This window comes from Haemophilus parainfluenzae (assembly GCF_014931415.1).
In the GTDB taxonomy this organism is placed as follows: domain Bacteria; phylum Pseudomonadota; class Gammaproteobacteria; order Enterobacterales; family Pasteurellaceae; genus Haemophilus_D; species Haemophilus_D parainfluenzae_AF.
This window is the reverse complement of record NZ_CP063121.1, coordinates 1,096,567-1,110,074: the sequence shown is the minus strand read 5'-3', so window position 1 is coordinate 1,110,074 and position 13,508 is coordinate 1,096,567. Positions and strand designations below refer to the sequence as shown.

The 13,508-nt window shown below is 42.8% G+C and carries 14 protein-coding genes; 12 read left to right on the top strand and 2 right to left on the bottom strand.

The window, feature by feature from the left end:
* Positions 1–84: 84 nt before the first annotated feature.
* Genes INP93_RS05490 through INP93_RS05435 form a run of 12 tightly spaced genes read left to right on the top strand, consistent with a single transcriptional unit; the run spans position 85 to position 9,955 of the window.
* Positions 85–405 carry an integrative conjugative element protein, RAQPRD family gene (locus INP93_RS05490; protein ID WP_005687583.1) on the top strand — a complete coding sequence of 107 codons (321 nt, stop codon included), beginning with the start codon at positions 85–87 and terminating at the stop codon, positions 403–405.
* Positions 406–408: 3 nt separating this feature from the next.
* On the top strand, positions 409–654 hold the full coding sequence (locus INP93_RS05485) for a DUF3262 family protein (RefSeq protein ID WP_005750915.1): 246 nt from the start codon (positions 409–411) through the stop codon (positions 652–654).
* 19 nt (positions 655–673) lie between these two features.
* Positions 674–1,075: a DUF2976 domain-containing protein gene (locus tag INP93_RS05480; RefSeq protein WP_005653541.1), complete on the top strand. Its 402-nt coding sequence runs from the start codon at positions 674–676 to the stop codon at positions 1,073–1,075.
* A 19-nt stretch (positions 1,076–1,094) separates the two neighbouring features.
* A complete protein-coding gene (locus INP93_RS05475; protein WP_197544356.1) occupies positions 1,095–1,466 on the top strand; it encodes a TIGR03750 family conjugal transfer protein in 372 nt (123 codons plus the stop codon).
* Positions 1,467–1,477: 11 nt separating this feature from the next.
* On the top strand, positions 1,478–2,122 hold the full coding sequence (locus tag INP93_RS05470) for a PFL_4703 family integrating conjugative element protein (protein ID WP_047922049.1): 645 nt from the start codon (positions 1,478–1,480) through the stop codon (positions 2,120–2,122).
* Positions 2,122–2,991, top strand: coding sequence for a TIGR03749 family integrating conjugative element protein (locus INP93_RS05465; RefSeq protein WP_049370064.1), 870 nt, complete (start codon positions 2,122–2,124; stop codon positions 2,989–2,991). The genes INP93_RS05470 and INP93_RS05465 overlap by 1 nt, the downstream gene beginning before the upstream one ends.
* A 10-nt stretch (positions 2,992–3,001) precedes the next feature.
* The gene (locus INP93_RS05460) at positions 3,002–4,402 is read left to right on the top strand and encodes a TIGR03752 family integrating conjugative element protein (protein WP_014064977.1); all 1,401 of its coding nucleotides are present in this window, start codon (positions 3,002–3,004) and stop codon (positions 4,400–4,402) included.
* A gap of 9 nt (positions 4,403–4,411) precedes the next feature.
* Complete coding sequence (locus tag INP93_RS05455; protein WP_005653518.1) at positions 4,412–4,819, top strand: TIGR03751 family conjugal transfer lipoprotein; 408 nt, start codon at positions 4,412–4,414, stop codon at positions 4,817–4,819.
* Positions 4,820–4,834: 15 nt separating this feature from the next.
* Positions 4,835–7,705: a conjugative transfer ATPase gene (locus tag INP93_RS05450; RefSeq protein ID WP_049370063.1), complete on the top strand. Its 2,871-nt coding sequence runs from the start codon at positions 4,835–4,837 to the stop codon at positions 7,703–7,705.
* On the top strand, positions 7,677–8,120 hold the full coding sequence (locus INP93_RS05445) for a hypothetical protein (protein ID WP_005687593.1): 444 nt from the start codon (positions 7,677–7,679) through the stop codon (positions 8,118–8,120). The genes INP93_RS05450 and INP93_RS05445 overlap by 29 nt, the downstream gene beginning before the upstream one ends.
* 9 nt (positions 8,121–8,129) lie before the next feature.
* The gene (locus tag INP93_RS05440; protein WP_011271851.1) at positions 8,130–8,453 is read left to right on the top strand and encodes a hypothetical protein; all 324 of its coding nucleotides are present in this window, start codon (positions 8,130–8,132) and stop codon (positions 8,451–8,453) included.
* Positions 8,454–8,461: 8 nt separating this feature from the next.
* Positions 8,462–9,955: a conjugal transfer protein TraG N-terminal domain-containing protein gene (locus INP93_RS05435; protein ID WP_011271852.1), complete on the top strand. Its 1,494-nt coding sequence runs from the start codon at positions 8,462–8,464 to the stop codon at positions 9,953–9,955.
* 55 nt (positions 9,956–10,010) lie between these two features.
* Here INP93_RS05435 and INP93_RS05430 read toward each other — a convergent pair whose 3' ends face one another.
* Both INP93_RS05430 and INP93_RS05425 read right to left on the bottom strand, forming a co-directional pair.
* Positions 10,011–10,340 carry a hypothetical protein gene (locus INP93_RS05430; protein ID WP_005667844.1) on the bottom strand — a complete coding sequence of 110 codons (330 nt, stop codon included), beginning with the start codon at positions 10,338–10,340 and terminating at the stop codon, positions 10,011–10,013.
* 157 nt (positions 10,341–10,497) lie between these two features.
* Positions 10,498–13,503 carry a Tn3-like element Tn3 family transposase gene (locus tag INP93_RS05425; RefSeq protein ID WP_001143760.1) on the bottom strand — a complete coding sequence of 1,002 codons (3,006 nt, stop codon included), beginning with the start codon at positions 13,501–13,503 and terminating at the stop codon, positions 10,498–10,500.
* Between the last annotated feature and the right edge of the window lie 5 nt (positions 13,504–13,508).

Below are 13,508 nucleotides of genomic sequence, written 5' to 3'. Positions count from 1 at the left end.
GAATTTAAAAAGAGTTTCTCATTAAATTTCCCTCTCTTCTTTGGCACTCTTTGCTTGGAATCTGTTTCAAGTAAGGAGTTCTCCGTGACTAAAAATATTTTCAGTTTATCTCTAGCAATAGGGTTATTGTTTGGCGCTATAAGTGCTCAAGCAACAGAGCAAGAGCATTTAGCGCAAGCAATTAAACAGTTGGATGCAGCAAAACTCTCATTACAGCGAGCAGCTGCAAGTGCAAAGGTTTCTGCGAAAAGTCGAGAATATTTTGATTACGCTTCAGCACATCAAGATATTGCTACGGTACAGGCAGGGATTAAACAATATATTAACCCTTCCCGGGCTATTCCTAGAAATCCTAAAGCTATTCGTAACTTAAAAGAAGATTATCTTAATCTTCGGAGTCAATAGGACATGAGTAACGCTAATTTCCCTTCTGTTTCACCGTTAGACAGCTTTTATGCTGTAAGTGGTTTAGATCCGCTAAAACTGAAAATCATGTTGGCCATTATTTTGATTGCCGTATTACTACTTGCGTATATGTGGTCAACTAATCATGGCTACAAAGGCATGGTGAATGATGGTGACATTTGGTCATTCTTTAAACTGATTCTATGGGGCGCAGCATTAATTATATGTGTTGTCAGCTTTTTTATTTAATAAACCATAAGGACATCTCATGAAGTTGATTAAATCCTTCTTTCAGAATGTTTCAAGTCGTTTTCTTGCGGTAGTAACTTTACTTTGGTTATCCGTTGAAAATGCATTTGCTACAGGCGGTGGTAATGGTATCAATGCCTCTAAAATCCCTGATTTTAAAATCCCAGGCGTAGATAGCAATACCAAAGACCCGATGGAAATTATCTATCTTGTTGCTAAATCATTGGCAACCCTGTTTGCAATTTTATTTGCAGCATGGTCAATCATGACAGTGGTTAAAGCATTAATTAAAACCTATAACGCAGCGACTGACGAAAATGACAAAAAAGGATGGGGCCCATTTATTATCGCTCTTATTCTTGGTTTCATTTTAATTTTCTTCAGCCTCTGGTTGGTGAAATTGGCTATCGGTCTGTTTTAATTATCTCTGTGAGGTCAAGATGTCAAGTGATAAAGAGCAAACGATCCCCTTTCTTCCTACTCGATTAAATCGTGAATCGAGTGTGTATGGCGGGTTATCTGTAAGTGAATTTATGTTGGCTGCAGCAATGGGATTTATCTTAGGTGCAGTGCTTGGCCTCCTTTGTTGTTTTGCCTTAGGCTTTGATTTTTGGTTGTTAATTCCGTCTCTCGCCATGTTGTTTTGCATTCTTTCTGTGGTGATTGGCAAAGTGATTATTGCGCGCCTTAAACGAGGTAAGCCGGAAGCCTACTTGAATCGAATGATTGAGGTTAAATTAGATGGAATATTAGGGGGGAATCGCTTTATCTCCCGTCAAGGCACTTGGGCTATTCGCCGAGTTAAAAAATAAGAGAGTTTATTATGAAAGACTTAAAAGGGATTGTTCATCAAAAAAATCGCGAAATCATGACCGGGCGAATTGCTATCGGTGCATTGCTTGTGATTTGTTTGGTGCTATGTGCCATTATTTTTACCGCGCCAAGTCGGTTAATGATTTATAACCCACCGGATTTACGTGCGGGAAGTCAACGCCCTTGGTGGGAAGTGCCAAAATCAACCGTTTATGCCTTTGCTTATCAAACCTTCCAGCAGTTAAACCGCTGGATGGAGAATGGCGAGGAAGAATACAAATTAAATATTGAAAGAAATAAAGCCTTTATTACGCCAAGTTGCCAAGAATTTTTGAAGAAAGACTACTATGACCGTTTATCTAACGGTGAATTACGGGAACGTGCACGTGGTGTTTATGAAATTGTGGGACGTGGATTTAAAGATAATAGTGTGATTGTTCATAGCCCCGATAGCTGGACGGTTAATCTTGATTTAAGTGTAGATGAGTATTTCAAAGATGAACCAGTAAAACGTGTTTTAACCCGCTTCCCGGTCAATATCGTGCGCATGGAAACAGATTTACAGAACAATCCTTGGGGATTGGGATTTAACTGCTACAGCTCAATTCCATTACGTTTAGAAGCAAAAGAATTTAGAGAAGGGGATAACCAATAATGAAAAAACTCACTTTGTTACTGAGCGCGGCTTTTATCTTTTCACCAATGACGGCATCTGCCGATGTGTTAATGAAATGGGCGCGCAAACCGTTACCTATTGACTTACAAATCGAAAAAGAACGTATTCTATTCGTAGATAAAAATGTAAAAGTAGGTTATCCACCTGAATTAGATAGCAAGCTTCGCATTCAATCAACTGGCGGTGCGGTTTATTTAAAAGCAACTGCAGATTTCCCAAAAACACGCTTACAGCTTATGGATGTTGCAACCGGAGAAATAATCTTACTTGATGTGCAAGCGAAGCATTCTGTTGCCAATGCAAGTGAGCCAATTCGTTTTGTTTATGAAAATAAAGTTGAAAAACAAACAACTGCTTATGGCCAAGATGCAAATGCATATAACGAACCAATACCAAATGCGCGTCCGGCACTCCCCGCTCCAGCTGCATTAACACGTTATGCCGCACAAATGTTTTATGCGCCTTTACGTTCAGTTGAGCCTTTGGAAGGTGTGCGCCAAGTTTCACATCGCCTTCCTACACCGCTTAAAACGCTCTTACCTGCATTGCCTGTGCGAGCTACTCCATTACTCAGCTGGCAACTTGATGGATATGTTGTCACTGCGATTCGCTTGCAAAACCAGGGGCAATCTCGCATTGATTTAGATCCTCGAGAGCTTCAAGGTCGATTCTATGCAGCAACATTTCAGCATAATTGGCTTGGGGGGCATGGTACACCTGAAGATACCACAACGTTATATCTTGTGACAGAAGGTTCACCTAATCATTCTGTTATCCCTCAGTCAAATTCATATAAACCGAAAAAATTGAAAAAAGTCACCACAACAGTGACAACTCAAACGAAATAAGGAGAGAACAATGCAAATGAAAGCAAATAAAGCGTTCTATGTTATTGGTGGGATTACCGCGCTTGTCGTGACGCTGATGGCTGGATTTCTTTTCTCCGGTAGTAGCTCAACAACTACAGCAGAAACCAAAAAAGAAGATGCTTTAGATCTCTCTCTCAAAGATTTATCACCGGAAGAGCTACGCTCAATGGGGCTTGAGGGTGATACATCTAAAGATACGGTGAGAACACTTATTGGTAAAGTGAAGGAAAATAACAAACGCTTTGATGAAGTGATTTTACAAAATGACCGCTTGGTAAAAGAGAATGAGCAGTTAAAAAATCAAGCAAATAATACGGATTATCAAATTCAACAGGCGGTACAAGCAGAAACAGGGGCGTTAATTAATGAGATTAATGCGTTAAAAGATCAGGTTGTACAAGCTGGTAATCAAGTTGTAGGGAATGGAAATGCCCAGGCAAATCCCAATGCTCCTCTACCAATAAACGGAGCAACAACTGGCCCTCAGGTTGAAACTCGAGGGGGAATTAATTGGGTGAACCCTAGTGATATGCCAACTACAGACAGCCAAGGGAATGCTCTACAAGGTATTGGTGTAAATGGTGCAGGAATCGGTTTTCCCAAAACCTTCGATAACAATGTGAATGACATCCGAAAATCTAATGATGGATTGCAATCTAGTACAGGTAATAATGCAATATTTAATACCGCTACACCATTTTTCACAATTGCAGCTAACTCTACTTTAACTAATTCTGTTGCTATGACTGCGCTTGTTGGGCGTGTGCCGATTGATAATAATGTGACCGAGCCTTATCCGTTTAAATTGCTTATTGGTCGAGATAACTTAATTGCAAATGGTATTGAACTGCCGGATATTGAAGGCGCAATTGTCTCTGGAACAGCAAGCGGTGACTGGACGCTATCTTGTGTTCGTGGTGATGTGAAAAGCTTAACTTTTGTGTTTAGCGATGGGCGCATTGTTTCAACGGATGATTCTAACAATAAAATTGGCTGGTTATCTGATCCGCACGGTGTGCCTTGCATTCCTGGAGAACGCAGAACGAATGCTCCGGAATATCTAACAACCAACTTTTTCTTAACGGGGGCTTCCGCAGCTGCACAAGGCTTATCATCATCTCAATCAACAACAGTGGTTGATGGCGGTGCAGTAATTGGTGCGGTAACGGGTAATAACGGTAAGTATATTCTTGGTCAAGCGTTAGGTGGCGGTTTGAGAGAAACTGCAGACTGGTTCCGCCAGCGTTATGGCCAAATGTTTGATGCGGTATATGTTCCACCGGGTAAAGAAGTGGCTGTACACATCGAAAAACAAATTGATATTGATTATGACCGCATGTCTAGAAAAGTGAAATACGGACAAGCCTCAAGACAATCTAACTTGGATTAAGGAGCAATAATGAAAGTTTTAATGATGATGGGCGTGATTTTAGCCGCAAGTAGTGTTTTGACTGGCTGCTCAACTTCTCAAGGTGATTTATTGCCAACAGGCGATGCAACGATGAAAGATATTTGGAATAAAGGTGGTAATGATAGCAATATTACATCTTATCGGACACCGAATGGCCGTCTTATTGATGCACCAAATTACGTTTCATCTCGTGAACAACAAACTTATACCCGTACAGCAGAAAACGAGGTGAAAAACCTTTTCCCTCGTTTACCAAACCCTGATTTAGTGATGTATGTTTATCCGCACTTAACTGATTCCTCAGAGCAAATGCCTGTACCAGGTTATTCTTCAGTAATTCCATTTTATGGACGTGTGCAATATGCCCAACCGGGTGAGCGTACAAGAATGTACTAGATGAGGTAAGAAACGATGGCATTATTCCAAGACGTGTTAGAGGCTTTCTTCCCTGCTAAAAAGGGTGATAAGCCTCAACCTAAAAAGGAACCTATCCTAACATCCATTGCACCGGAAGAAGCACAGCAGGATGATACCAATAACGTAGAAGAGACGATTGAAATCACTCCTGTTATGCGTAATAGAAAAATGACCAGAGAGCAACATGTTAAAATGCTTTATGGGCGCGATCCCTCTTTTATCTCCAATCTTCCTTATGCGGAATATTTGGAAGAAGAAGGCGTAATGCTTTTTGATGATGCTAAAAGTGCAGGTGCGGTATTTGATATTAAGCCTATAGGAACTGAGGGAAGAAGCAGCGACTATCTTAATCGCGTTCGCACATTGGTTAAAGATGCCTTACAGGATAGTTTCGATGAACTTGATACCAATCCTTACGTTGTACAATTCTATTGCCAGGATGACAAGGATTTAAGCGGTTATGTTGAGAATCTGAGACAGTACATTAAAACCACTTCACCTGAAGCGAGCGGTAGTGAGTTTACAGAACAGTGGCTTGGTGAAATGGAGCGTCACTTAAAAGCAGTAGGTAAACCAGGTGGGCTTTTTGTTGATGACCGGGTAACAAATACGGCATGGGCTGGAAAAGTGCGTAAAACACGCATGGTTATTTATCGTTATGCTGGAAATAATGAGACAGATACAATCGAGAAATTAAATACAGCTTGTGATCGTGTTCAAAGTGCTTTTATCACAGCAGGATTAACCATGGAACGCCAAAATGAAACTCAAATTCATCGTTGGTTATTAGAATGGTTTAATCCAAATCCATCACGCTATTTTAACGGACTCGATGATAAAGCTTGCTATGATCTTTTATCACTCTCTAAGGATGACTCTGCTCTACCATTACAAGACCAAGATTTTAGTGAAAATCTCTTTTTTACGCCACCGGAAAGTAAAAATGGCTATTGGTATTTTAATGAGCAACCTCACGAAGTCATTGTAGTTGATAATATTCGTAAGCAGCCAGATGTTGGCCACATGACAGGCGAAGTCACTCGAGGTCGTAATATTAATGCACTATTTGATTTATTGCCGGAATCAACCATTATGGCTATCACTGTAGTCATTCATCCTCAAGATAAATTACAGGCGCATTTAGACAAATTAAGTAGTCGAGCTGTCGGTAATAACTATGAGTCTATCTATTTAAAACAAGATGCCCTCACAGTAACTGAATATTTAAAAGACGGACACAAGCTTTATCAAGCTGGCATGGTTTTCTATGTAAGAGGGAAAGACGATCAAGAGCTACGCATTCGCTCAAGAGAATTAAGAACGGTTTTACTCAGTAATAATTTAGTGCCGGTAAAAGAAGGCAACGAAGTTGCGCCTCTTAATAGCTATTTACGCTGGCTACCGATGAATTTTAATCCTCAATTAGATGCAAAATCTCGTTTTTATACCAAATATTATTGGGTGCAACACATTGCGAATATGTTACCTGTATTTGGCCGTGAGACAGGAACGGGACACCCAGGAATCACCTATTTTAACCGCGGTGGAAGCCCATTAGATTTTGACCCACTAAACCCTAAAGACCGGACTAAAAATGCGCATAAGCTCATTTTAGGCCCTACAGGTTCAGGTAAATCGGCAACATTAACCGCACAAATGGCGCAACTGATGGCTGTGCACCGTCCTCGCTTGTTTATTGTAGAAGCAGGTAACTCTTTTGGATTGTTTTCAGATTATGCGGAGCGTTACGGTTTAACGGTTAACCGGGTATCTCTTGAGCCAAGTAGTAACATCGCTTTACCGCTCTTCTCTGAAGCGCATCGTTTATTGGAAATGGATATCGATCTTGAAGTTCAAGATGATGACGATAATGAAGATGAAGGCGAGGAACAACGAGACTTACTTGCGGAAATGGAATTAACCGCTCGCTTAATGATCACCGGGGGAGAAGCGAAGGAAGATGAGAAAATGAGCCGTGCTGACCGCTCGGCTATTCGCCAGGCTATTTTATTAGCTGCAGAGAAAACTTCACAAGAGACCCCACCTCGTCAAGTTTTAACCGGGGATGTAAAAGCCGCACTTGAGGAATTAAGCCGTCGCCCGGATATTCGTCCTGAGCGCGCATCTCGCCTTGCTGATATGGCCGAAGCAATGGATATTTTCTGTACCGGGGTAAATGGTCGATTCTTTAACCGTGAAGGGGAAATTTGGCCAGAGGCTGATATTACACTTGTCGATTTGGCGATGTTTGCACGTGATGGTTATGAAGCAGAATTAGCGATTTCGTATATTTCCCTAATTAACCATATCAACTCCTTAGGTGAAAAATATCAACACAGTTTCCGCCCTATCGTGAACATTACGGATGAGTCGCATATCATTACCGTAAATCCACTTCTAGCTAAGTTCCTGGTTAAAGGTTCTAAAATGTGGCGTAAATTGGGTATTTGGTTATGGTTAGCTACACAGAATATGGCTGACTTCCCTGATGAATCTGATAAATTACTCAGCATGGTTGAATGGTGGGAATTACTTAACCTTTCTAATGATGAAGTCGAACAGGTAAACCGTTTCCGTCGTTTATCCGAAGCTCAGAAAATGATGTTGTTATCTGCGAAAAAAGCAGATAAGAAATATACTGAAGGTGTGGTGCTCGCAACCAATATGGAAGCCTTATTCCGTGTTGTTCCACCTAGTCTTTACTTAGCACTAGGGATGACTGAAAAACACGAGAAAGCACAACGTAAACAATTAATGATGGAACATAACTGTACTGAGTTAGATGCGGCATTGATGGTTGCTAAAGACTTAGACAAAAAACGGGGGATTGCAGTCAATGACGAACTTAACTCAATCGCAGCCTAATCCTAATATGACTTTTCATCGTATTTTTGACATTGGGCCTCGCATCCAATCACTTGCTTTTACCTCTGATGAGGTGAAAGCCTACGTGCTGCATTTCATTGCAAAAATTAAGACAAAAATTGGTTCAAACTGCCAATTAAGCGCATTTCCTCAGCGTGTATTTACTCAATCAAGTTGGAAAGTACACGCTAAAGGAGATAAAGGTGAAGTGCATTTATTATTTAATATCTCCGGGCGTTTCCAATTACCTGTGTTTTCTTCCGAAAACTGGCCAGCTAGACTTAATGTGGAATTAACCGATCACGTTGATGCATATTGGTTAATTCAATATTTGCTTTGGAAATTAGCTGCAATTTGGGAATCCCCTGCTGACTTATCCCCAGTTTTTGGGGATAAGACTGTGGGTAATGAATAAGGAGTCCTGATGTCTCAAGGTAAAAAGCCACAATCAAGAGGATGGCTTAAAAATGTACTCCGTTTTATTGCTATCCTTTTATTTTTATTTTTAGCCCTTACTGCAATTGGCATCTTTGCAACTCAATATCTTCAGAATGTTGATATTCGTGCTTGGTTTATTAAAACGCAGTGGATATGGTTTGCAGTACGATTATTACTATATGGTGCGATTATGTTGATGGTCTATTCCATTTCTCGTCGCCAACCATCTTCTATGCCGGCAAAAGCAAAATGGTTAATTGCGATGATTTTAATTTTTGCTGAAGCGATTACACAGATTACTTTAGCTTAGGGGGAAATATGACATTCTCAGTTGACAGTTATCTTGAATATTTCCTGACTCTACTTGGTTGGTTGCTTAATAACGGAGTTTTTGCGTTATTTGTTGGAACAGGGTTATGGCTTCTTCCGCTTATCGGAATGATCTTTAAAATTTGGCGTGACGTAGCTAAACAAGGGGATGATGAAGGTGAGAAAGGGGATTTATTAATCCGCTGGCTCACAATCGAACTCCTTCCAGCAATGCTTATCGTTGTTTTGACATTAGCCCCTCTTATCCCGGTATCATTGAATAACCTTGAATACAATGAACGTTCATCTATTCAATGTGGCTATAAAGTTCCTGCTTCCCCGGATAAATCAGGCTATGCGCCATTTACGACAACATTTGGAGACAGACAAGCCCGAATTCCTATTTGGTGGATGTTGATGCACAAAGTGGATAAAGGTCTAACTTATGGTATGACTGCAGTATTGCCTTGCCAGCGTGATTTACGTCAGGTTAGATTTGAAGTGCAACATCAAAAAATCACTAACCCAGCATTATTAACTGAAGTGCAGCAATTTGTGCAACAATGCTATATCCCGGCTCGTCAAAAATTACAAACAAGCCAACTTGCCTTGAGTCCGGCACAAATCCGCGAAACATCCTGGTTAGGTGGTAAATTGCTTATTAATAACAGCGAGCTCTACCCTCGTTTTAGGGCTCAGCAACCTATTAGCACGTTCCCTTATGATGCAAATCGAGATGCGGCATTACCTAATTCGGGAAAAGGTGGTTTCCCAAGTTGTGATCAATGGTGGGATGAAAGTGGAGCTGGATTAAAATCTCGCTTACTTACAGATATGCGTCAAAACTTATCTGCCCAGGTGAGTGATTTCTTTAACTCTATCGACAACCAAGATGAAGCTTTATTGAGAACACTTTTACGCTCTGAAAACATAGATGTTTCAAAAGGGAAAATGTATCAAGGTTACGGTGGTAGCGTGGATGCTGGATTTTGGAATGCGGTTACTCGACTCACCTCAACTGTAGGAACGGCTGTTGGAAGTTTGGCTATATTCCCAGGCCTAGATGCAATGCGACAAGCCCTACCAATGGTTCAAGCCTTTATGATTATGGCTGTAATTATTTTAATTCCAATTATTACGATTTTAAGTGGCTTTGCTATTAAAACTGTAATGACATTAAGCTTCGTATATTTTGCACTCATTACAACCACATTTTGGTGGGAGTTAGCAAGATGGCTTGATTCATACCTAATAGAAATTATGTATAGTTCTCCATCTCATAATATGCTAAACATCCACTTTTTAGAAAATGCAGAAGATGACATTATTTCTAACTTTGTGATGGGGAGTTTATTTATAATTTTACCTGGTTTATGGTTTGGAGCAATGACCTGGGCTGGAATTCGAGTGGGTGGCGAGCTTAGCGCTGCCATTGCGAAAGGAACTGAATCATCCCAAAAATCAGGGGGGCAATTTGGAGATAAAATTAGTAAAAAAATATAACGTATAAAAAAAGTCCATCTGTTAGACAGATGGACTTTTTTATTTACGAAAATAATTAATCGTCATCATCTCCGTAAACTTTTACTCCGTTAATATAATAGCCAAACCCCTGAAAACCATAATCCCACTTTCCTTCTTCTGATGAATCATCATTTGCAAGTAATTCTGACAACAAAGATGTATCACTTACTGGCTCTTCATCTAAATATTCAATGTTTTTAGAAGGCTTGGTTTTGGAAATTATAACTCCGGCCAAAATTGGACTCGCAGCAAGAGCAGCAGCTGTCACAACAGCTTTACGAGGCTTTCCTGGGAGAAATGACAAAGTGCGGTCAATTTTCTTAAAAAATTGTCCGACAGTATGGCCAAACTTTTGAGCGTCCATATTCTCTCTCCTATTAAAATACTCTGACTTACTCTCATTGTACTCTTATTATTCTTTTATTAAAACCTCGTTTTAAGCAGGAAAAATGTGATTTTTGCGATCCACGTCGCAAATTTTACTAATTGGGGTCTGACGCTCAGTGGAACGAAAACTCACGTTAAGCAACGTTTTCTGCCTCTGACGCCTCTTTTAATGGTCTCAGATGTCCTTTGGTCACCAGTTCTGCCAGCGTGAAGGAATAATGGCCGAGCATATTGATATGTCCGTGGCAAAGCGGGGAGAGGCGTGCGATATCTTCATCATTCAGTGTTTCACCCTGCGCCCGGAGATGATCCAGGGCTGCCTGCATATAAATAGTGTTCCATAACACGACGGCGTTAGTGACCAGCCCCAGTGTGCCCAGTTGATCTTCCTGACCGTCGGTATATCGTTTTCTTATCTCACCTTTTTGACCGTGACAGATGGCTCTGGCAACGGCATGGCGACTTTCTCCCCGATTAAGCTGGGTCAGAATGCGCCGGCGGTAATCTTCATCATCAATATAATTAAGCAGATACAGCGTTTTGTTGATGCGCCCCACTTCAATGATTGCCTGAGTCAGTCCGGAAGGACGTTCACTTTTCAGCAATGAACGGACCAGCACTGAAACCTGTACTTTGCCCAGCTTCAGGGAGCCAGCGGTCCGGATCATTTCGTCCCACTGAAGGACTATTTTTCGGGGATCTGATTGCCCTCTGGCAATATCATTCAGCACGCCATAGTCGGCATCATGGTCCATTCGCCAGAAAACCGAAGCACCGGCATCAGCCAGGCGTGGAGAAAACTGGTATCCCAGCAGCCAGAAAAGGCCAAAGACAAGTTCGCTGGCACCTGCTGTATCGGTCATAATTTCGGTTGGATTCAGCCCGGTCTCCTGTTCCAGAAGACCTTCCAGCACAAAGATAGAGTCCCTCAGCGTCCCCGGTATAACGATGCCATGAAAGCCGGAATACTGATCGGACACAAAGTTGTACCAGGTGATCCCTCTGTTATTACCAAAGTATTTGCGGTTCGGTCCGGCATTGATTGTTCTGACTGGCGTAACAAAGCGCATTCCATCTGCAGATGCCACTTCTCCTCCACCCCATATCTGTGCCAGTGGCAGCGTTGCCTGAAAATCAACCAGTCTGGCATTAGCGCTGGTGATAGTTTCAGCCCGCAGATAGTTCGCTTTTGTCCAGTTCAGCCGGTGTCGGGTCAGTGCAGGAACATTTGATCTGATCAGTGGTTCCAGACCGATATTGCAGGCTTCAGCCATCAGCACGGCGCTGATGCTGACGGGCAGATCATCAACTCTGGCACTGGCTTCACTAGCATGGAAAAACTCATCAGCAAATCCGGTATGGGCGTTAATTTCGAGCAGCAACTCCGTTAAATCCACCGGAGGGAGTAGATCACTGATCATTTTGCTCAGTCGTTTCAGACTGTCCGGCTCATCAAGACTGGCGAGGGGAGAAATTGTCAACCGGGGCTTCGGGCCAGAAACATCGAGTTCGACAGCCTCATTTTCGCAAAGACGTGCAGCAACCTGTCTGTAACGACTATCAAGCTGATGACCCAGAGATTTTATTGCTTCCTGCGGGTCTGTCGGGTGCCCCAAAGAACGATAAACCTTAATCCGGTTTGCCTGCCAGTCAGCACCCTGTAGTAATCTTGCACGAGGATCTCCCCACCGGTTACTGCCGGTAACGTAGACATCCCTCCGCCTCAGACTATCCTGCAGTTTACTGAGAAAGCAGAGCGTGTATCCCCTGCGGGTGATATGTTTTTCCTTGTTAATCACCAGCCGTTTCCATGACCGACTGATAATTTCCGTTGGTGCGTCGTCAAAAAACTGCCGCCGTGAGCTGAACTCCCGGCTGAGGTAGTCACAGGCATTCAGAGTGGTAACCCCGGCAGGTGCGGATGAAAATTTAACGGTATTCAGCAGATGGGGCAGGAAACGACGAACGCGCCCGTACTGCTCCACCATTTCTTCATGAAAATTATCGTCTGAGGGCCGGGCAATTTCACGGACAAGCGTGATGATTTCAGCCAGCTTTTGCCTTGGGATGTAGCTGAACACCTCAGCACGAATCGATTCGTCCGGTGTTTCTTCTTTCAGCAGGTACGAACATGCGCTGGCGAGCGCCAATGCAGATTTATCCAGATCCTTCAGCGAGCGGAGCCGTTTTTTCTGCCCAATCTTTCTGGCGTCACGGATGATAACGGCCAGCATGGCGTCCAGAACGTCCAATGCATCATCCAGCGCCAGCGTTTCCCATGCAAGGACAAAGGCAACCAGAACCGCCATCCTTTTCTGCGGTGACATCCTGGCAATATTGAACACCGAAGTCATACCAGCATAACGTGCGAGATTTTTCAGGCGCACAGCCGGGAGTGTACTCAGGTTTTCAGCATGCAGGCCAAAATCGTTCAGAGTTTTCCAGCGTTCAATTGCTTCATTAAACGCCGGACCACTGATGGTCACAGGGCCCTTTTTCAGTGATTCCAGTAAAGACAGGCGGCTGCAATCAGTTGGCCCCAGCAGCATCTCCAGCTGTGAACGCTGTTCGGCTGACGGTATCAGTGCCAGTTTGTTCCACAGGCGCAACGTCGCCTTTTCCCTTACCTCTGAAATCAACCGGGTCAGCGTAGTGGCTCCGGGGAGAATAATACGATGTTGCATAAGCCACCCTGTCGCCAGATCGAAAAGCAGGCCAGGACGTTCGTTGCTTATCCAGCTCCGGGTATATAAAAGACGGGTAAGGCGAAATGTCCAGGGCCAGGCAAATTCACGATACTGATAGTGCTGACGTATCAGCGCTGCATGCTCACGGCGGGTATTTTCCCTCTGACCGTATTCTGCAAGAACGGTGATATCACGAATCCCGAGCTGTCTGGCGGTAAAATGCCGGACGCCGGAAGGAATATGATTCATATCGGTGAGGAAGGTGCCCAGAAAACGGACACATCCAATTTGCAGGGCAATGCCCAGACGGTTGTGATCACCTCTGCTTTTTCCGATAAATTCCTTGTCTGCTTCATCAAGGTGAAAATATCGTGCCAGCTGAAGCTCATCCGGTTCACCGGTGAATCTGCCATAGCTTTCAGTCTGCTCAGTGGTCAGAAAGTCAACGGGCATATCGG